This window comes from Streptomyces sp. NEAU-sy36 (genome assembly GCF_013423905.1).
GTDB classification, from domain to species: domain Bacteria; phylum Actinomycetota; class Actinomycetes; order Streptomycetales; family Streptomycetaceae; genus Streptomyces; species Streptomyces misionensis.
Genome location: NZ_CP058977.1, coordinates 7,288,097 through 7,306,847, shown reverse-complemented (window position 1 = coordinate 7,306,847; position 18,751 = coordinate 7,288,097). Strand labels below are relative to the sequence as shown.

The window sequence follows — 18,751 nt, the reverse complement described above, 5'->3', positions numbered from 1 at the left end:
GCCTCACAGCCACCCCGCTCGCGGGCTACTCGCCCTCCTCCTCGGCCTCCTCCTCCGCGAGCGCCGCGTCCAGGCGGGCCCGCGCCCCCTCCAGCCAGCGCCGGCACACCTTGGCCAGCTCCTCCCCGCGCTCCCACAGCGCCAGGGACTCCTCCAGCGAACTGCCGCCCGCCTCCAGCCGCCGTACGACCTCGATCAGTTCGTCCCGCGCCTGCTCGTACGAGAGCGCTTCCTCGGTCCGGTCCGTCATTCGCCCACCTTCACCTTGAATTCACCGTCGGCGACCCGCGCGCGCAGCGCCTCGCCCGAAGACACCTCCTGCGGATCGCGCACCACGTGCCCGTCGGCCCGCTGGAGCACCGCGTAGCCGCGTTTCAGCGTGGCCGCGGGGGATAGGGCCACCACGCGCGCGTGCGTGTGCGCCAGCTCCGAGTCCGCGCGGTCCAGCAGGTGGCCCAGGGTGCGCCGGCCGCGCTCGGCCAGCGAGGCCACGTGGTCGGCGCGCTCGTCGACCATCCGGTGCGGATCCTCCATCGCGGGCCGGGCCAGCGCGTGCGCCAGGCCGCGCTCCTCGCGGTCCAGCAGCGCTTGCGCGCAACGCCGGGCGCGGTCCCGCAGCATCCGCACCCGCGCCAGCTCCTCGCCCACGTCCGGTACGACCTTCTTCGCCGCGTCGGTCGGGGTGGAGGCGCGCAGATCGGCGACCAGGTCGAGGAGCGGGGTGTCCGGTTCATGCCCGATCGCGGACACCACGGGCGTACGGCACCCCGCCACCGCCCGCACCAGCTGCTCGTCGGAGAACGGCAGCAGGTCCTCCACGCTGCCGCCGCCGCGGGCGACGATGATCACGTCCACGTCCTCGATCGCGTCCAGCTCCCGCACCGCCTGCACCACCTGCGGCACCGCGTGCACCCCCTGGACGGGGACGTTGCGCACCTCGAAGCGGACGGCGGGCCAGCGGTGCCGGGCGTTCTCCAGCACGTCCCGCTCCGCGGCGGAGGCCCGGCCGCAGACCAGGCCGATCAGCTGGGGCAGGAACGGCAGCCGCTTCTTGCGCTCCGGCGCGAACAGCCCCTCGGCCGCGAGCGCCTTCTTCAGCTGCTCCAGGCGGGCCAGCAGCTCGCCGACGCCCACGGGCCGTATCTCCGCCGCACGCAGCGACAGCTGGCCCCGCGGCGCGTACCACTCGGGCTTGGCGAGCACCAGGACCCGGGCGCCCTCGCCGACCACGTCGGCCACCGCGTCGAACACCTGCCGGTAGCAGGTCACGCTGACCGAGATGTCGTACGACGGGTCGCGCAGCGTCAGGAACACGACGCCGGCGCCGGGCCGCCGCGACAACTGCGTGATCTGCCCTTCGACCCACACCGCGCCGAGCCGGTCGATCCACCCGCCGATCAGCCGGGAGACCTCGCCGACCGGCAACGGCGCCTCGGGGGTCGTCTTCAAAGCCATGCGCCCGAGAGTAACGGCCGGCACCGACAGAGCCGCCGGGCCGCAGCCGTGCGGGGCCGTGCCGATCCCGGCGCCGCCGTACGACCCCTACGATGGGACCATGACCGCTTCGCCTGGCCGCCGTGTCCTGCTCGCCGCCCCCCGGGGCTACTGCGCCGGCGTGGACCGCGCCGTGATCGCCGTCGAGAAGGCCCTGGAACAGTACGGTGCCCCGATCTACGTGCGACACGAGATCGTCCACAACAAGTACGTCGTACAGACCCTGGAGAAGAAGGGTGCCGTCTTCGTCGAGCGGACGGAGGAGGTGCCCCCCGGCAACATCGTCATGTTCTCCGCCCACGGCGTCGCCCCCGTCGTGCACGAGGAGGCCAAGCAGGGCCGCCTCGCCACCATCGACGCCACCTGCCCCCTGGTCACCAAGGTCCACAAGGAAGCCGTCCGGTACGCCAAGGAGGACTACGACATCCTCCTGATCGGGCACGAGGGCCACGAGGAGGTCATCGGCACCTCCGGCGAGGCCCCCGACCACATCCAGCTGGTCGACGGCCCCGAGGACGTCGCCAAGGTGGAGGTCCGCGACCCCGAGCGGGTCGTCTGGCTGTCCCAGACCACCCTCTCCGTGGACGAGACCATGGAGACCGTCGACGCCCTGAAGACCAAGTTCCCCGGCCTCGTCTCCCCGCCCAGCGACGACATCTGCTACGCCACCCAGAACCGACAGCTGGCCGTGAAGCAGATGGGCGCCGAGGCCGAACTGGTCATCGTGGTCGGCTCGCGCAACTCCTCCAACTCCAAGCGGCTGGTCGAGGTCGCCAAGCTCGCCGGCGCCCGCGACGCCCACCTGGTGGACTTCGCCGACGAGATCGACGAGGCCTGGCTGGACGGCGTGACCACCGTCGGCGTCACCTCCGGCGCCTCCGTCCCGGACGTGCTGGTCGAGCAGGTCCTGGAATGGCTCGCCGAGCGCGGCTACGCGGACGTGGAGATCGTCAAGGCCGCCGAGGAGTCCATCACCTTCTCGCTGCCCAAGGAACTCCGCCGCGACCTGCGCGACGAGGCGGCCGCCCTGGTCGCCGGGCGCGGTGGCTCGGGCGCCGCCGAGGAGTGATCGCGGCCTTGCGGGCGTGACCGTCGGTGGCCCGTCGTAACGTGGTGCCATGCAGATCTTCGGCGTGGACATCGGCGGTTCGGGCATCAAGGGCGCCCCTGTCGACCTGGACAGGGGCGATCTCGCCCAGGAGCGCTGCAAGGTGCTCACCCCGCACCCGGCGACGCCCGACGGCGTGGCCGACGGGGTGAAGCAGGTGATCGACCACTTCGGCTGGACCGGCCCGGTCGGGCTGACCTTCCCCGGCGTGGTCACCGGCGGCGCCGTGGTCCGTACGGCGGCCAACGTCGACAAGAGCTGGATCGACACCGACGCGCGCGCCCTGTTCGGCGGCAGACTCGGCGGCCTCCCGGTGACCGTGGTCAACGACGCGGACGCGGCGGGAGTCGCCGAGATGCAGTTCGGCGCCGGCCGCGGCCGCGCGGGCACCGTGGTCCTGCTCACCTTCGGCACCGGCATCGGCAGCGCCGTCTTCGTGGACGGCGTCCTCGTCCCCAACACCGAGCTGGGCCACCTGGAGCTGGGCGGTCACGACGCCGAGAAGAAGGCGTCCAGCAAGGCCAAGGAGGACCACGAGCTGAGCTGGGAGCAGTGGGCGCGCCGCGTGCAGAAGTACCTCGCGCACGTGGAGATGCTGTTCTCGCCGGAGCTGTTCATCATCGGCGGCGGCGTCAGCCGCAAGGCGGACAAGTTCCTGCCGCACATCAAGGGCGTCAAGGCGGAGATCGTCCCCGCGCAGCTCCAGAACAACGCGGGGATCGTGGGCGCCGCGATGAGAGCGGCGCAGCAACGGCCGTAGCCGGACGCGGCGGCTCAGCAGCGCTTCCTGCGCCGCCGCACCCACTGCACCCGGCGGACCAGCACGATCACCCCGGCGATCAGCGTCCCCCCGTACAGCCAGCCGGCCTGGGTGGCCAGCCCGGTCGCCAGACCCATCAGCCGGCCGAGCAGCCCCTCGCGCCCGTCGGCGACCACCAGCAGCCCGGCGGCGAACGCGATGGGCACGGCCACCGGCGCGGTCAGCACGTCCCCGGCCCGCACCCACAGCGCGGTCAGCACGCACACCGGCAGGAACAGAACGCCGTACACCGGCAGCGAGCCGTCGAGGAGCAACTGGTCGAGGCAGCCCAGCAGGAACATCACCGCCACACAGAACAGCCCCCCGCCGAGCCCGGTGAGCCGGGGGTTCGGCAGCCGCCGGCCCGGCGCCACCGGCCGGGCCGGGCGTGGCCGGCCCGCGCCGCGCCCCGCCTCCGGTCCGCCCGGGCGGCGCCGGGCCTGCGGCGGCAGCTGGGCGCGGGGCGCGGGGCGCCGCCGTCCGTCGTTCGGGGGTCGCGTTCTGTGCTGCTCCATTGGACCAACTTAGGTCTGTTTATGTGCCCAGTCGCTCCCCAGACACGCCGATCGGCCTACGTTGGCCGGACCGGCGACGCTCCGGGGAGGCCGCCGCGCGGAACGCCGTAGACTGGTGGATCGGCCAGTGTCCTCCTAGGGCCTGGCAGCCCCCAGCTCCTGGCCCTCTCATCCACGGGAAGTCGCAACGTGTCGCTCACGATCGGAATCGTCGGCCTGCCCAATGTCGGCAAGTCGACCCTGTTCAACGCCCTGACCAAGAACGACGTGCTGGCGGCCAACTACCCGTTCGCCACGATCGAGCCCAACGTCGGCGTCGTCGGCGTCCCCGACGGCCGCCTCGCCCAGCTCGCCTCGATCTTCGGCTCGGAGCGCATTCTTCCGGCCACGGTCGACTTCGTGGACATCGCCGGCATCGTGCGCGGCGCCTCCGAGGGCGAGGGCCTCGGCAACAAGTTCCTCGCGAACATCCGCGAGTCGGACGCCATCTGCCAGGTGATCCGCGCCTTCAAGGACGAGAACGTCGTCCACGTCGACGGCAAGGTCTCGCCCAAGGACGACATCGAGACGATCAACACCGAGCTGATCCTCGCCGACCTCCAGACCATCGAGAAGGTCCTGCCCCGGCTCCAGAAGGAGTCCCGGATCAAGAAGGACGTCGCGCCGAAGGTCAAGGCGGTCGAGGAGGCCAAGGAGATCCTGGAGAAGGGCGACACGCTCTTCGCGCACGGCATCGTCCAGGGCACCGAGCGGTCCGAGCTGCTGCACGACCTGCACCTGCTCACCGCCAAGCCGTTCCTCTACGTGTTCAACGTGGACGAGGACGAGCTGACGGACGAGGACTTCAAGAACGAGCAGCGCGCCCTGGTCGCCCCGGCCGAGGCGATCTTCCTCAACGCCAAGCTGGAGGCGGACCTCGCCGAGCTGGACGAGGACGAGGCGCTCGAACTCCTCCAGTCCGTCGGCCAGGAGGAGCCGGGCCTCGCCACCCTGGCCCGCGTCGGCTTCAACACCCTCGGCCTGCAGACCTACCTCACGGCCGGCCCCAAGGAATCCCGCGCCTGGACCATCAAGAAGGGCGCCACCGCCCCCGAGGCCGCCGGTGTGATCCACACCGACTTCCAGAAGGGCTTCATCAAGGCCGAGGTCATCTCCTTCGACGACCTGGTCTCCGCCGGCTCGGTCGCGGAGGCCCGCGCGAAGGGCAAGGCGCGCATGGAGGGCAAGGACTACGTGATGCAGGACGGGGATGTGGTGGAGTTCAGGTTCAACGTCTGATCCGCCCGGCGAAAGGCCGTCCGACCTGCGGTGGAGTGGGTTGGGCGGCCTTTGCGAATCTCTGACGAGGCTTCGTCCGCGCTTGCCCCAGGGGTGGCGGAGCAGAAGGCCGAGCGCCAGGGGACGCCCGAGCCGGGGAGGGCATAGCGAGACCATCTGCCCGCCCGCAGCCGTCTCAGTCGCCCCGAGCACTCAGCCGCCAGCCGATATCCAACCGCCCGCCGAGCAGCTCTCCTGGCGGGATATCGACGCCCCCGTCCTGCCTGCCTCGACAGCGCCGAGCGCCCCGCCGAGGTCCTCAACTGGCGCGTCACCGCTCAGCCGAACCGGCGGACGCAAGCGGCTCGTATGCGAAGCGCCACCGGCGGCCCCTCGGCCATGTTCGCCACGCCACACCCTCCGGTCACACCAGTGGCCATGAGGCCCGAAGAACGCAGTCGGCACCGCTTACCCCGGCCAGCGCAGAGAACTGCTTACGTTGATTCCCCGCTCGGCCGGTGTTTTACGTCCCCGATATCGCCCGAGTGGACGTGCTGCCACTCCGGTCGGTCGGCCTTGCGCTCAGGCGAGGCCGACCGGCGAACAATGCTTCACGAGCAGTTCCACTCCTCGCTGGGCAGTGCGTGCCACAGGTCGAGCCAGTCGTGGAGCAGGAAGAGGGGGCGGGTCAGGACGATGTCGCCGGCCCGCTGGGAGCGGATCGCCAGGCCGAGGTCGGCGAAGACCGGATCGCCGGCGACGCTGTACGCCAGACCGCCGGGTCGTGTTGGGCGGTGGACGAGCCAGTCCTCCACCTGGGAAGGCGCGCAGCCGGTCAGCGGGACTGCGTCCAGCCGCACCTGGGGGCCGGTGAGGGCGTCTGCGGCGACGCACCCCAGGCGGCCGTCGTGAAAGAGGGCCCTGATCCCGCTCTCGGTGAAGTCGGCGTAGTCGAGCTGCTGGCCTTCGCCGTGGTGGGAGTAGGACGAGACGGCCGGTCCTTCGCCGAGGACGTGGGTGATCTCCTCCAAGGTCATCCCGAAGTGCAGGGGGCCGACTCCTACGTACGGCGTGAACGCCCACTCAGCGCGCTCCTCCTCCCGGGCGATCCGCCACGGCCCGCGGTACCCCGCCTCGCTTCCAGCGGCGGCCACGGGCGGCTCGGGTACCGGCTCATGAGCGGCGGCCGGTATGGGCCGGGTCCGGTCCTCACGCTGGCGGCCGAGTCGTTCCGGAGCCGCGGTGTCCTCGGGTTGCTCTTCCAGCCAGCGGACCGCCTGCTCCTGCTCCTGGCCGCCGAACGGGTCCTCCGCCAGCGAGCCTGCCCGGTCCAGTGCCGCGCGGCGCTCCTCCTCCGCAGTGACGAGACAGGTGACGTCCTCACCCCAGGCAGCCAGCCGTTCCCGAGCGATCCACCGGTAGTACGAGTCGGCGCTCACGGCAAGGACCTTGCGAACGGCGGGCGCGTACCGGGGTACGGACGAGGTGAGGGAGGGGTCGGCCAGGAGCAGAGCGGTGGCCGCGAGCGCGGCCTCCTTCACCAGTGGATCGTCGGCGTCGCAGAAGTCCGCGATGCGGTCGTGGAGTATCGGCCTTGCCGCACGGGCGGCGTCCAGAGCCTGCGCCGTGCCGACGCCGTCCTCGACGTCCAGGCGGGCGATGTCGGCGAACGAAGCCAGCCAGTTCAGCAGTTCGGCGCGAAGCGACCGCCGACCGGCCCTGCGCTCCCACCGGTCTTCGGCGAGGGTGCGCGGATCGTCGAGAAGATTGGCCAGGACCAAGGCTGCCGGAGCGGTCGCCGGAAACACCTGCTCTTGATTGAGGAGCAGCCGGTACAGATCGCCTGTCGCCCGTACCCGGCGGGCCGGGTCGGCGGCGAGCACAGCGCCGAGGATGTCCGGTGTGTCAGGCACACCGTGCCGGCCCGTACAGACGTGCGGCAGCTCTTCCCAGGCGGTGCCGGTGAGCTCTGCCTGCGCTCTGGGTGGCAGGGAGCTGGCGGGCCCATTAGGAACGTCTGGGGTCATCTCGTTGATCACGACCGCAGTGTTCCAGCCGACTCCGACACCAGCGCCACCGATACGTGCCACAGACCGAAGACGGCTCACGCTCGACACTCTGATGCCCTCACTGCTCGTGGCAGCGAGGGCATCAGGGCGTCAGGCAGCGCGGGCTATGGGTAACTGCGAGACCCACGTCGTGAGCCTGGTCAGGTGCTCGGGCTGCAGCCCGTGGTGTGGGTCGGGCTGAATGAGGAGGGTCGACGTTCCCTTCGCAGTGCGCTCCGCCGCCCATTCATGGTCGAGGCCGGTGAAGTCGTCGTCGATCCACACAGCGGGGGCGTCGCCCAGCCAGGCGTCGACGTGGTCGCGCTTCCACAGGTAGCCGTCGGGATGGCTGGTGGTGATCTGCGGACGCGGGAGATCGACGTACGACAGGGGTGGAAGGCCGAGGAGCGGGCCGATGAGGGCAGTGGCGTCCTGGCGCCAGCTGGTGCACCAGACCGGGGTGACCAGGCCGGTGCGGATCACGTCCATGAGCATGGGGCCGTGGACGGGGTCGAGCCAGACGGTGACCGGGTTGTCGGCGCTCCGGCCGGTGGGGACGACGTCGTGGCGGGCGTGGGTGGCCGGGGTCGAGCCGTGCGCGTCGGGGAAGGGTATGAGGACGCCGTCGATGTCGAGGAGCAGGTAAGGCGGGCGCATCGGTTCCTCCGGGGAAGCCGGGGCGAGTGGCTGGTCAGAGCTTGCGGGCGCGGATCAGCAGGGTGGTGGGCCAGTGGCCCATGCGGGGGTCGTTGAACTCCTGGGCCGAAGTGAGCCAGAAGCCGGCCCGGCTGAGGTGCCTCTCCCAACGGTCGGTATCGAACTCCCATCGGGCGATGGGGAGCCGGGTGCGGTCGGGGAGGGTGACGTGGTCCCGGCGGGGACGGTCGTCACCCGAGGGACTGCGGCCGCCGCGCTGCGGGTGGGGGACGGAGAAGGCGAGCACACGGCCGGACGCGAGGCGTCGTGCGATGGCCGGGAGCAGGAGCTCGGGGGCGACGAGGCCGACGGCGCCGAAGACGGAGTAGATCGCGTCGAACTGCCCGTCGGAGGCGTGCAGGTAGTGCAGGGCGTGGCCGGCGACGAAGGCGAGGTTGTTCAGCCGTCCGTAGTGGGAGCGGGCGCGGCGGACCTGGAGGCCGACCAGGTCGACGCCCGTGACGTGGGCGCCGTGGCGGATGGCGAGGTGGGCAGCGTTGTGGCCGGGGCCGCAGCCGAGTTCCAGGAGTCGCTTGCCGGGCAGGTCGCCGCCGAGGATGTCAGCTCCGGGACCTTGGCCGGGTCTCGTGGTCCATTCCATCCGGGCGGGTACGGAGAGGGGTTCGGCGAGGCCGGCGGCGGTGCGCTGGAGCGCGTGGACGTGCCAGGGGGATGCCTGGGCGAGCACGTCAGATCTCCAGGAGGTGGAGGACGTCGGTGAGGTGGCGGCGGACGGCCTTGATGTAGGTGGGGTCGGTGGCCGGGTCGTTGAGCCAGCGGATGGACTGCTCCATGAACCACTCGACGGCCCACATGCGGTGCCAGCCCAGGGCCCAGTTCTCGGCGGTGAGCCCGCCGCGCGGGGCGAGGGCGTCGGGGGTGCCGCCGGCGGTGACGTACTGCTCAAGGAAGACGCGGAGGCTGATGGGGCGCGGGGGCTCGATGGTGCCGTGCCAGCTGGCGAGGTCGAGCAAGCCGGGGCCGGTGAAGGCGCGGGCGAAGTCGAGCAGCCGCCAGCCGCGCTCGCCGATGTGGAGGCTGGTGGGGTGGAACTCGGAGTGCACCCAGCCGAAGGGGGCGATGGTCGATCCGGCCGAGCGGGCCTCGGCGGCCTGGGCGATCCGGTCGAGCGCGTCCTCGACGTCGTCGGCATCCTGCCACCGGTCCGCCTTACGCAGCCGTTCGAGGTGCTCCAACGCCCGGGCCGGCAGGGTCCGCAGTCGTTCCTGGTCGAGAACGGGCAAGGGCGGAGCCGTACGGGTGCCGTGCAGGATCACGGCTGCGGCGACGCCGTCGAGGTCATCGGCCTCGCGGACGGAGGGTCCGAGGTCCTCCATGAGCATGCCGAGCCAGCCGTCCAGGACGGCGGAGGCGTGGACCTGGGGGACGGGGACGCCGAGTGTGTGGGCCAGGCGGAGGGCCTGGTCCTCGCTGTCGAAGGGTTTCTTGGCGTACTTGAAGATGGCCGCGGAGCCGTCGGGGAAGGTGACGCGCTCGACTCCGGACATGGACCACACGCGCACCTCCTCCCGTGCGGCGGTGGTCTGGCCGGTCGCGGTGAGCAGGTTGTCGAGGAGTTCGGCGCTGGGGTTCGTGGTCACAGGAGGGCTCCGGGGAGATGTGGCATCCGGGGCGGGCGAGAGATACCGGCCCGCCCCGGAGCCTGATCGGTTGGGTTACGCGGCGGGGTTCAGTCGGTGGGCGTAGACCTGCTCGATCCAGCCCGCCTTGAACGCGGCGAGGTCGTCGCGGAAGTTCGCCATCGAGGCACCGTAGGGCGCGACCACGCCGCCGGACTGGTCCGGCACGGACTGGCAGCCGTGCACGAGCCGGCCTCCGAGCGCCGCGTGGGCCTTGATGGACTCGATGCGGCGTTGCTCGTTGAACCAGCCGCCGTGGTAGACCTCGTCGAGCATCCCGCCCATCTCCTCGTCCAGGTCGAAGACGACGGAGGTGGCGGCGGGGAAGAACCAGCACGGGCCGACGTTGGAGATGTGCCCGTTCAGCTCCACTTTGTTGAGCGCCATGAGCGTGGCGGCCTCGCGAAGCATCCGCAGGTGCTCGGCGGTGATCTGCGGCAGGCCGAGGCCGGCCAGGTGCTCGTCGCGGAAGAGGTACGCGTACACCTCGTACGCGGTGGCCAGGACGCGTGCCGCGTCGGACGTGGACTCGCTGTGCTGCTTGATGAAGTCGAGCGCGAGCTGCTCGACCGTGCTCTCGGTCGTCTCGTCCACGTCCAGGAGATGGGCCTTGACCAGCTCCCAGTCGGCGACGAGCCACGTGTTCGACTCGAAGCGGAAGAAGTACTCGGCCGGGTCGATCGTGATGCGCCGGCCACCAACCTCGATGCCGGGCAGGCGGCTCCAGCGCGGGTCGAACGCCTCGGGCAGCTCGACCGTGATGGCCGTGGTGTCGATGGTGGTCACCGTGGTCTCCGTCTCTGATCTGCCGGGTTCGGGCACAGGAATGCCCGAGCCGGTGTGGCGTAGAAAACTTCTGGGGTGCCGCACGGTCCAAGGGGGAGCCTGGATAACGGTCGCGCCGTTCCGGGCGGCTGCTGATAAGTGAACCGGTGGTCACGCTCAGTGGGTACGGTGGAAGGCAGTCGAAACGGTATACGCGGTTTACAGCTCCAGGGCGGAGGCGATCGTGGCGACGCAGAGAGAACCCAACTCCCGTCTGCGCGACGTCATCTACGCGTCCGGCTGCACCTACGAGGCCCTCGCCAGAGACGTGCGGCGCATCGCCGCCGAGAACGGCGAGATCCTCCGGACCAACAAGTCGGCCATCTCGCATTGGGTGAACGGCACCCGCGCTCCGTCGGGTCGGATAGGCCAGTACCTGGCCGAGGCGCTGTCCCGCCGAGCGGGGCACACGGTCACCCAGACCGAGATCGGCCTGCAGACCGGTGATGATGAAGAGCCCACGGAATCCGACCCCGTCCTCGCGGTCACCGACCTCGGTCGTGCCGACGTTGAACGCCGCCGCTTCCTCGCCATCGCGGCCTTCACCACCGCCGGCGTCGCCATGCCGCTCGGCTACGACCACGAGGCCACCGCCCGCATGCTCCGCGCCCGCACCGGCACGTCCATGGTCGGCGCGGAGGACGTGGGCGTCGTACGACAGATCACCGCGGCCTTCAGCGCCGCCGACGAGCGCCTCGGCGGCGGCCACGGCCTGACCACCGTCACCGCGTACCTCGCCGATACAGCCGCCCCCATGCTGCGCGGACGCTTCCCCAGCGAATCCTTACGTCGGGCCACCTTCGGCGCTGTCGCCGAACTCGCCTACCTCGCAGGGTGGAAGCACCACGACCTTGGTCAGGAAGGCGCCGCCCAGCGCTACTACCAGGTCGGCTACAAGCTCGCCTGCGAAGCTGACCCCTACGGCCACGCCGCCTGGATGATGCGTGCCCTCGCCCACCAGGCCCTCAGCCTCAAGCAACCCCACCACTGCGTCGACCTTGTCGAAGGTGCCCTACGCGCAGGTCTCGGCCACGTCGACGGGAAGACCGAGGCGCTCCTCCACATCACCCACGCCCGCGCCTATGCCGCCACCAACGAGAATCCGTCGGCCGCGCGCGCCCTGCTCGCCGCCGAGGACGCCCTCCTCCGCGATGACGGCCCCCAGCCCAGCTACTCCCGCGTAAGCGGCCCGGCCGCCGGCACCGTGGCAAGCCACACCGCCCGCACTCTGACCGACCTGGCCGACCACATCGGCACCGAACAGCAGCACCGAGACGCCCTCACCCGCTGGGACCCCGCGAAGTACAAGCGCGTCCACGCCCTCACCCACGCAGACCTCGGCGACAGCCTTGGCGCCCAGGCCCGCGCCGACGAAGCCGTCGCCGCCTGGACCCAAGCCCTGGTCCTCATGGAAGGCATGACCTCCGACCGCACGCGCAAGGCGATCACCTCGATCCGCTCCACCCTCGCGGTCTACCAGCGCCGCCGCGTTCCCGGCGCCGCCGATCTCGCCCGCCGCGTCCGCGAGGCCCTCGCCTAACATGCCCAACAACCCGCCCGATGAAGGGAACACCGTGACCCAGCAGACCGATGATCAGCCGAAGGCTCTCAAGCCGGCGCTCGAATCGATGACCCTGCTGGTCGCGGCTGTCATCGTCCACGACACGGCGACCAACCGCGTCGTCCTCCTCCAACGTAGCGAAAACGCCAAGTTCGCCCAGGGAATGTGGGACCTCCCCGTCGGCAAGAGCGAGCCGGGCGAACCCATCACGGAGACTGCAGTCCGCGAGCTCTACGAGGAGACGGGCCTCACCGTGAAGCCCGAGTCCCTCAAGGTTGCCCACATCATCCATGGCGCCTGGGGCGTCGAAGCCCCCAATGGCTTCCTCACAGTCGTCTTCGCAGCTCACGAGTGGACTGGCGACCCCGAAAACCGCGAACCCCGCAAGCACTCCCAGGTCCGCTGGGTCGATGCCAACGCCATCCCCGACGCCTTCGTGGACACCACAGCCAGTGCTCTCCGTCACTACCTTGACGGTGGCACACAGGTATCCCTTGACGGATGGCGCTAGAAATCGCGTGTCAGGGGCGTTGGAAATTTCGCCCGGGTTGGCTATGTCACCGCAAAAATTGCATCTACTACCTGCTCAAGGAAATCGAGACTGTCGCGGACCGTGGTATCACTGATCGGATAGCGCGAGCGAGGAGGGGTTGGGTCGGTATCGGCCTCATGCGCGATCTTGTTCCGCCTGTCGACGATTAGTTTCAGCTGGCGTTTGACGTCCTCCGGCTTCTTGCCCATGTGGGCCGCAACATCCACCCAGAGTGAGGCGTCTGTGACATACCGGAAGGCATCTGCGACCTTATCTGGCTGCTGAAAGCTCAAGTATCCGTGCTGCTCTCTGATCTCCTCCTCTAGCCAGGAGGCCCCGCCATTTCGTAGTGCGGAATTGACGGATGAGAGACTGACGCGAAACCTGTCGTACCCCTTGGATCTCTGATGGTTGCCAAGTTGAGTCTCGATCATTCTGGCGCGCACTTCTTCGTGCACGAAATGGTCGAACGCGCTGACTCCTTGAACTAGCGCGGATCGCAGTAGATCATCTGTGCTGATCGCCGCTGTCACTGTGGCTCGCAGAGCGGCGGCCGTGGCAATTAGATCTCTAGCGTAGGAGATGTTCTGTCTGAAGAGTGAAATCTCTGCGGCTGGCATTGAAATGCTACACCTGCGAGTCTTGGATCATTTTGTCGATCCGTGTGGCAAGGTTGCTGAAGTCTGCATGGAAGGCGTTTCGGGAGGTGATGAAATTGTCCAATACGTCTCCAGCTGCGCTTAGCTGCTCCTCGGTGAGGGCGAATACGGGAGTCGAATGCTCCTGCGAGCGAGAAATGAGGCTGTTGAAGTCTGCGATCAAAGCCAGGTTCAGTGACTTGGCGACGCCGGATGCGGCGTAGACTGCCGGATCGAGAAGCAACCCCGCACCCTCCAGGGCAGGATGGAGGCGACTCTCTACAGCGCCGTCAATCTCATTGATCCATTGCTGGAATGCCTTGGCGGGGCTGCCCTTCCTGGGGCGGAATTTCTGAACTACCGTTCCCAGCACTTTGAGGCTTGGATCTGGGAATGGGTATGCAGCATCGCGGAGGACAGGCATATTACTGGCTTGGGTTGCCCACGCTTGCCAACGGGGGAGGATTCTGGCGAGTGAATCGATCGCCATAACGGAGAAGATATCTGGAGAGGTCGGGAGGAGGAGGTAGTCGCTGATAGTGACGAGGTTTTGATTGATGGCGCCGAGCCCCGGGCTCATGTCAATCAGTACGTAGTCGGCCCCGATCGCTCTCGCCGTCTCGTCGATGAGGAAGTTGAGGCTCCCAGGGAGGTTTTGGAGGGCTTGGATAGCCGCCGATAGTTCTTGCGCGATCCCAAGTGTCACTTCGTATTCGGCGAGTCGTAGATCGCCCGCCAATAGGTGAAGGCCGGTGCGGCCACTTACGGGGACTGGCTCAACCGCCTGGATTGAGCGCGGCTGAGCCTCAAAAGCAGGAGTAACTCCCGATCGGATCGTATTCTCTCCCTGAGTCTGGTAGAACTGCTCCAAGTCATTCGCACCGCGGAATCCAAGCACCATGCCGGTGAGGTTGCATTGCGGGTCTGAGTCCACCATCAGGACATTCTTGCCTTGCTCGGCCAGCATCCATCCGAGGTTGAATACAGTCGTCGTCTTACTGACGCCGCCCTTGTGGTTGAATACTGCGATTTTCTGCATTGGCCATTCCTTTTTTGGTAGACAGCGGGTCGGTGTGGCTAGCAGTTCATTCACCGGTAGGCAAGGTGTGGCAGCGTCTGGTGTCCGGTCCCTACCGTCTGGTCTGCCGGACCTCTGGCAATCACGGTATCCGCTTGCCTGCTCCGGAGGGGCTATGACGACGAGGTAGGTGGTGGAGACTGAACTGCGGTGTCCCAGAACGCCGCGGCGGTAGCCGATCAGCCTGCCGGTCGACCGGTTTCGGATAGCGAGGCAGGCGCAGCTACCGCAGGGGATGGGGTACGTAGCCGGGCTCGGGCGCCGCGAACTTCAGGCCGTTCTCATCGAGCGCGCTGAAGACGGTGACCCGGTCGTGTGGGAAGACGAACCCGATGGCCACCATCCCTTGCGCCGCATCGTTGCCCCCCATTCCAGGAGCTCGATCTCCTGTAGCACCTGGCCATGGAGTGACGCCTGGGCCGGCACCGCATCGTGGCGCCAACGCAGGTCGAACCCAGGCCAACGGACGGACCCGTGGGGGGGGGGGGGGGGGGGGGGGGGGGGGGGAGGGAGGGAGTTCCAGCCCACCGAGATGTCGTCGAACTTCTGGTGCTGGATCTCGATCTGCTCTCCGTCGAAGTCGAGCAGAACGGGACCATCGGCGAACCATGTGTCGTTCGCGTCGTCCCAAAGCAGCCAGGTACGTGCCAGTGTCTTCCCGACCAGTGCACGCAGCCGGTCGCCGTGGCTGGCGGTGATCGCGGCATGGTCGCGAAGCCACTCGGGGGCGTAGGTGGCGAGGTCGAAATCGAGCATCTGAGCATTGTGCCGGGCGAGCGGCGGGGGCGCCCATTCCGCAGCCAGTCCGCAGGACACCCGTAAACAGCCGTCTGGAGCCAACGCCCGGCAACAAGGAAATCCCTGGTCAGAGCCCTGGAATGGGCTCCGCCGCAGGTCAGGATCGAGCCGCAGGCATTCGCTTCAACGTGTGATCGCGTGCCTAGAGGCGGCCTGACCTGCGGCTATGCAGGTCAGGCCGTTGCGCTGTCCCCAGCAGTCCGCAGAACTTCAGCCCGGTGAGACGTTCTCAGCCATAGAGACCGGTGTCGGCGGCCAGGGTGGCGGAAGCGGCCAGTACTCGCGCAAGGCTGGCTACAGCCTCCTTGTCCAGGTACTCAATCGCCCCACGGAGGCGCTCCTCCCAGTCGAGGCGGAACTCGTAAGCGAGTAGATATCCCTCTCGGTGGGTGGCCGGGCTGATGCCGAGCAGAGCGTTCAGATCGGGCGCCGGAAAGACTACGGGGGACCGGAAGATCTCGCGCTCCGCAGCGTCCGGGGCGAGCCGGCTCTGGCCAATCAGTAGGGCCGGGTCTACCAACCGCGCTGCTTCCTCGCACCAGACGGTTACGTGCCCCCGGACTTCCCCGTTCTGCGTGACCATGGGCGGAAGTCCCCAGTCCGGCAGGTCGACCGATCCGCCGTCGCTCCGGGTCACCCGCAACTTGGTAGGGATCAGACGGCACTCCAGTCCGAGGGAGCGTAGGGCCGTGGTGAATGCCAGCGCGAGGAAGGCGGGAGAGGGCGCCGTTTGCCCACCTAGATGATAAGAGGTGGCCCCAAGCAGGCTGTAAAGCGAGCGCGCATCAAGTGGAACGGCCCGGGCGAGAGCTACGGCGTTGTGCCAGGGGTATTCGGCTATCGGATACCTTCCGTTGCCCCCCGACGGCGGCAACGGAAAGTGAGCAGGCCCCTCCAGGGTCGACTTTTCGGAAGGCTCGTCGTGGAGATCCTCTTCACGCAGCTCCAGGAACTGGCTGGCTGTGACCGCAAGCGGTACGTGACTCTGCCCCGCGGCCTCGAACAGTTCGAGGCTCTCTCGCATCAGGGCGCGGCACACTTCCAGGTCACCGTCTGGATGCCCCAGAAGGTATCGGGTCCAGGCGAGCACAGCGCGTCGGTGCGGGACGTGGGCCAGTACGTCCGGTCCGGCTTCGGTGTGTGCCACGAGCAGCGCCTCAGCCTGGTCGATCAACAACCCTGCGGCTTGCAGGATCCAGGCGTCAGTGGGTAGTCCCTTCTTCTGCCTGTGGAGACTGCCCACCATCAGGGCATGGGCCGCGTCCACCATATGGTCCGCGTGGTGGCGCATGATGTTCACGGCTTCCCGCTCGGCGGGCTCGGGGATTCCTGCAGTGACGGCAAGGGCCTCCTCCAACCGACCCGTGGATGCTTTGACGATGGCGTCTAGGAAGCGCAGTTCCGCACTCGTCTCGGCGTCTGCCGGAGCTGCTGCCTTGGCCTGGCTGATGGCCATAGCCGCGTCGTCCCAGTTCTGGATCCACACGAGCGACTGCACTTGTTCCAATCGGATCCCCAAGGCTGTCGAGGGAGCCACATCCTCGCGCTGTAGAACCGCCTCGAGCCTGGCGTTGGCGCGGGCGAAGTCAGCGAAGCGGTCCGTTGCCACTGCTGCGCGCATGTGGGCGACGTGGGCCAACAGCAGATGCTCGACACCTTCGGCGTCGAGGGCGTCCATGCCTTCCAACAGAGTCCAGGCAATCTGTGCCGCCTGCGCGCCCTCATCGAACCGCGACTGGTTTATCAGGCACTGGGCCAGTGTCGTCATCGTGGCGGCTCGCCGGTAGACGGGATCGTCGATTGCCTCTTGGTCGGCGTGCTCCGCGATTGTCAGAGCCTCACGCAACAATCCCTCGCTGCGCGCCAGATCACCGTGGATGTTTGAGATCGCTCCTGCGACATTGGCCAGCAGGGCCACGGTGTTGGCGTCCGCATGGCCGCTGCTCGTCACGCGGTGCGCCACATGAACCGCGTGCTCGATCAGAGTGGCGGCCTCGGCCCATGAGTGCTGTTTCTGGCAGTCCACCAGTCGCTTCACCAGCTCGTACTGGAAGCGTCCTTGCATCGCCTTGACGGCCTCGCTGTCCATCATCGCGCGGATGACTTCCTGGACGATGCGGTGGATTGCAAGAAATCCGTCTCGAGGGTCGACCAGGGAGAATCTGCGCAGCTCCGCCACAGCTCTGTAGACGGCGGATCCGGTCGGCAGATCGAGTGTCGCGAGATGGAGCGGAATGAAGTCTGGGGCGAGCAGGGCGCAGCGGGCGAGCACCGCAGCGGGGAGATGCTGTCCCAGGTCGTCGGACGAGTGCAGCGCCTGATCGAGTACCCGTTTCACGCTCAGGGTGACCGCTGCGGTCAGCGTCGCGCCCTCCCGGTAGTCGAGCGGTACGAAGCCGCGGTCATCGAGCAACTGGGCTCGGCAGTTCGCGAGTTCAGTCAGATAGACGCCGACCGGGCACTGGGTCGCCGCGATGTAGCCGATGGCCTGGGCGATGCCGAGCGGGATGCCCTCCACTGCGTTGACCAGCGCGGATACCTCGGACTCGCAGATATGTGGCAACCGTTCTCCAGCCCAGACAGCGGCCTCCTCGGCCATCATCCGTTCAACGACTAGCCCGCCGTCTGCCGCAGCCCAGGCCGAGTCGCGGGTGGTGACCAACACATGCGCGCCCTCGCAGGTCGGCAGCAGACCTTGCAGCTGCTCCTTGTCCGCGACGTTGTCGTAGACGAGCAACAGCCTGGAGCCTAGGTGTGCTAGTCGAAGGCCGACCTGAGTGAGGATCTCCACGTCGGTGGCTGGCTCGGTGTCCTGCCGCTCCTCGGCGACCATCCGCCGATACGCGGCGATGACGTCCTCCCTGGTGTCGGACGGGATCCACCAGACAAAGTCGTACTGGTCTCGGTGTCGGTGGGCATACAGCCGTGCGATGCTCGATTTGCCGATCCCGCCGAGTCCGGACACGACCACCCGAGGTGTCCCAGCATCGGGCTCTTTGCTGAACCGTTCCCTGAGCGTCGCCAGCTCCCTGCTCCGGCCGCGCACACCGGCGGCCGAAGGGACCTCACGGAAGAGTGCGCGGCCGGGCCCGGGCGGCTTGACCCCCTCGGCCGCAGGCGTGCCGCGGCGTCCGCGCAGGATGCTCGGAAGCTCGGCCAACCGGAACGTGCGCCTGGCGAGCAGGTGGTCCCCGGACCACTGAAACATCTTCACAAACAGCGCGTCGACCGTGCTGTCGATGTCCTCCGCCGCCATGGCGACGGGTGACAGGCGCAGCAGCTCCAACCGGGCCTGGTCGAGGATCTGCTCCCACGGTCCGATCCGGGTATCGATCTCCAGCCGGCGGAGTAAGGCGTGGTCGTTTACGGACAGCCCGATCGAGGCTGGCACTTCGTCCTTGCACTCTGCCAGCCATTTGTCAGGGTCCGGCATGGCCCGGGCACGTGCCACCGCGTTCCGCAGGGCATGTCCCGACGAGTGCACGGGAGCGTCCGAGAGGAACCGCAGCACCGCCGTGCCTTCGGGATCTGCAGAGCCCCAGCGTCGAGCCAGCCGTATCAGTTCCGGACCTGACCATGAGCCCGGCTCGACGCGAGTCTTCGCTTGTGCCAGCAGCAGCGGCCGTCCCTGCGCGTCGCGTACTTCGAAGTCGATGGCCTCATCGGCGCCCTCAACCCGGAAGGTCTCGGCCTCCGGGTACTCCTCCGGAGTGCGGATGAGCTGCAGAATGGCGCACGCCGTCTGGAAACTCATGCCGCGTG

17 protein-coding genes and 1 pseudogene are annotated in these 18,751 nt (G+C 68.4%); 6 read left to right on the top strand and 12 right to left on the bottom strand.

Annotated elements, in window-relative coordinates; translation table 11 throughout:
- Positions 1 to 25 precede the first annotated feature (25 nt).
- Positions 26 to 250, bottom strand: a complete 225-nt coding sequence (locus HZZ00_RS31885) for an exodeoxyribonuclease VII small subunit (protein ID WP_070029076.1) — start codon at positions 248 to 250, stop codon at positions 26 to 28.
- Positions 247 to 1,455, bottom strand: a complete 1,209-nt coding sequence (gene xseA, locus HZZ00_RS31880) for an exodeoxyribonuclease VII large subunit (RefSeq protein ID WP_180329620.1) — start codon at positions 1,453 to 1,455, stop codon at positions 247 to 249. Before xseA ends, HZZ00_RS31885 begins: the two co-directional genes overlap by 4 nt.
- A gap of 100 nt (positions 1,456 to 1,555) precedes the next feature.
- Here xseA and HZZ00_RS31875 point away from each other — a divergent pair, with 100 nt between their 5' ends.
- Together HZZ00_RS31875 and ppgK are read left to right on the top strand one after the other, a co-directional pair.
- The gene (locus HZZ00_RS31875; protein WP_180329619.1) at positions 1,556 to 2,563 is read left to right on the top strand and encodes a 4-hydroxy-3-methylbut-2-enyl diphosphate reductase; all 1,008 of its coding nucleotides are present in this window, start codon (positions 1,556 to 1,558) and stop codon (positions 2,561 to 2,563) included.
- Between the two features lie 49 nt (positions 2,564 to 2,612).
- Positions 2,613 to 3,362, top strand: a complete 750-nt coding sequence (gene ppgK, locus HZZ00_RS31870; RefSeq protein WP_180329618.1) for a polyphosphate--glucose phosphotransferase — start codon at positions 2,613 to 2,615, stop codon at positions 3,360 to 3,362.
- Between the two features lie 14 nt (positions 3,363 to 3,376).
- Here ppgK and HZZ00_RS31865 read toward each other — a convergent pair whose 3' ends face one another.
- Positions 3,377 to 3,916 (bottom strand): DUF6542 domain-containing protein, encoded by a 540-nt coding sequence (locus HZZ00_RS31865; protein ID WP_180329617.1) that lies wholly within the window; start codon positions 3,914 to 3,916, stop codon positions 3,377 to 3,379.
- Positions 3,917 to 4,105: 189 nt separating this feature from the next.
- Here HZZ00_RS31865 and ychF point away from each other — a divergent pair, with 189 nt between their 5' ends.
- Together ychF and HZZ00_RS38880 are read left to right on the top strand one after the other, a co-directional pair.
- The gene (ychF, locus tag HZZ00_RS31860; RefSeq protein WP_180329616.1) at positions 4,106 to 5,194 is read left to right on the top strand and encodes a redox-regulated ATPase YchF; all 1,089 of its coding nucleotides are present in this window, start codon (positions 4,106 to 4,108) and stop codon (positions 5,192 to 5,194) included.
- Between the two features lie 267 nt (positions 5,195 to 5,461).
- Positions 5,462 to 5,641, top strand: a pseudogene (locus tag HZZ00_RS38880) (mobilization protein); the annotation flags it as partial.
- A 143-nt stretch (positions 5,642 to 5,784) separates the two neighbouring features.
- Here HZZ00_RS38880 and HZZ00_RS31855 read toward each other — a convergent pair.
- The 5 genes from HZZ00_RS31855 to HZZ00_RS31835 form a co-directional block, all read right to left on the bottom strand.
- Complete coding sequence (locus HZZ00_RS31855) at positions 5,785 to 7,086, bottom strand: hypothetical protein (protein WP_257585482.1); 1,302 nt, start codon at positions 7,084 to 7,086, stop codon at positions 5,785 to 5,787.
- Between the two features lie 246 nt (positions 7,087 to 7,332).
- On the bottom strand, positions 7,333 to 7,878 hold the full coding sequence (locus HZZ00_RS31850; protein WP_180329615.1) for an HAD domain-containing protein: 546 nt from the start codon (positions 7,876 to 7,878) through the stop codon (positions 7,333 to 7,335).
- A 34-nt stretch (positions 7,879 to 7,912) separates the two neighbouring features.
- A complete protein-coding gene (locus HZZ00_RS31845) occupies positions 7,913 to 8,605 on the bottom strand; it encodes a bifunctional 2-polyprenyl-6-hydroxyphenol methylase/3-demethylubiquinol 3-O-methyltransferase UbiG (RefSeq protein WP_180329614.1) in 693 nt (230 codons plus the stop codon).
- A 1-nt stretch (position 8,606) separates the two neighbouring features.
- Complete coding sequence (locus tag HZZ00_RS31840; RefSeq protein ID WP_180329613.1) at positions 8,607 to 9,518, bottom strand: phosphotransferase family protein; 912 nt, start codon at positions 9,516 to 9,518, stop codon at positions 8,607 to 8,609.
- Positions 9,519 to 9,593: 75 nt separating this feature from the next.
- Positions 9,594 to 10,343 carry a hypothetical protein gene (locus HZZ00_RS31835; protein ID WP_180329612.1) on the bottom strand — a complete coding sequence of 250 codons (750 nt, stop codon included), beginning with the start codon at positions 10,341 to 10,343 and terminating at the stop codon, positions 9,594 to 9,596.
- 223 nt (positions 10,344 to 10,566) lie between these two features.
- Between HZZ00_RS31835 and HZZ00_RS31830 the strand changes: the two genes are divergently transcribed.
- Positions 10,567 to 11,922 carry a tetratricopeptide repeat protein gene (locus HZZ00_RS31830; protein WP_180329611.1) on the top strand — a complete coding sequence of 452 codons (1,356 nt, stop codon included), beginning with the start codon at positions 10,567 to 10,569 and terminating at the stop codon, positions 11,920 to 11,922.
- A 1-nt stretch (position 11,923) separates the two neighbouring features.
- A complete protein-coding gene (locus tag HZZ00_RS31825; protein ID WP_180329610.1) occupies positions 11,924 to 12,454 on the top strand; it encodes an NUDIX domain-containing protein in 531 nt (176 codons plus the stop codon).
- Between the two features lie 41 nt (positions 12,455 to 12,495).
- Here the strand turns inward: HZZ00_RS31825 and HZZ00_RS31820 are convergent, their stop codons facing one another.
- From HZZ00_RS31820 to HZZ00_RS31805, 4 genes are all read right to left on the bottom strand, one after another.
- Positions 12,496 to 13,095, bottom strand: a complete 600-nt coding sequence (locus tag HZZ00_RS31820) for a HEPN domain-containing protein (RefSeq protein WP_180329609.1) — start codon at positions 13,093 to 13,095, stop codon at positions 12,496 to 12,498.
- A gap of 7 nt (positions 13,096 to 13,102) precedes the next feature.
- On the bottom strand, positions 13,103 to 14,152 hold the full coding sequence (locus HZZ00_RS31815) for a ParA family protein (protein ID WP_180329608.1): 1,050 nt from the start codon (positions 14,150 to 14,152) through the stop codon (positions 13,103 to 13,105).
- 262 nt (positions 14,153 to 14,414) lie between these two features.
- The gene (locus HZZ00_RS38875; protein WP_257585481.1) at positions 14,415 to 14,561 is read right to left on the bottom strand and encodes a hypothetical protein; all 147 of its coding nucleotides are present in this window, start codon (positions 14,559 to 14,561) and stop codon (positions 14,415 to 14,417) included.
- 657 nt (positions 14,562 to 15,218) lie between these two features.
- Positions 15,219 to 18,743 carry an NB-ARC domain-containing protein gene (locus HZZ00_RS31805; RefSeq protein WP_257585480.1) on the bottom strand — a complete coding sequence of 1,175 codons (3,525 nt, stop codon included), beginning with the start codon at positions 18,741 to 18,743 and terminating at the stop codon, positions 15,219 to 15,221.
- Positions 18,744 to 18,751 lie beyond the last annotated feature (8 nt).

Bases quoted from the DNA above. Each gene is read 5' to 3' on its own strand.
- HZZ00_RS31885 (WP_070029076.1), bottom strand. From the start codon at position 250: ATGACGGACCGGACCGAGGAAGCGCTCTCGTACGAGCAGGCGCGGGAC.
- xseA (WP_180329620.1), bottom strand. From the start codon at position 1,455: ATGGCTTTGAAGACGACCCCCGAGGCGCCGTTGCCGGTCGGCGAGGTC.
- HZZ00_RS31875 (WP_180329619.1), top strand. From the start codon at position 1,556: ATGACCGCTTCGCCTGGCCGCCGTGTCCTGCTCGCCGCCCCCCGGGGC.
- ppgK (WP_180329618.1), top strand. From the start codon at position 2,613: ATGCAGATCTTCGGCGTGGACATCGGCGGTTCGGGCATCAAGGGCGCC.
- HZZ00_RS31865 (WP_180329617.1), bottom strand. From the start codon at position 3,916: ATGGAGCAGCACAGAACGCGACCCCCGAACGACGGACGGCGGCGCCCC.
- HZZ00_RS31850 (WP_180329615.1), bottom strand. From the start codon at position 7,878: ATGCGCCCGCCTTACCTGCTCCTCGACATCGACGGCGTCCTCATACCC.
- HZZ00_RS31825 (WP_180329610.1), top strand. From the start codon at position 11,924: ATGCCCAACAACCCGCCCGATGAAGGGAACACCGTGACCCAGCAGACC.
- HZZ00_RS31820 (WP_180329609.1), bottom strand. From the start codon at position 13,095: ATGCCAGCCGCAGAGATTTCACTCTTCAGACAGAACATCTCCTACGCT.
- HZZ00_RS31815 (WP_180329608.1), bottom strand. From the start codon at position 14,152: ATGCAGAAAATCGCAGTATTCAACCACAAGGGCGGCGTCAGTAAGACG.
- HZZ00_RS38875 (WP_257585481.1), bottom strand. From the start codon at position 14,561: ATGGGGGGCAACGATGCGGCGCAAGGGATGGTGGCCATCGGGTTCGTC.
- HZZ00_RS31805 (WP_257585480.1), bottom strand. From the start codon at position 18,743: ATGAGTTTCCAGACGGCGTGCGCCATTCTGCAGCTCATCCGCACTCCG.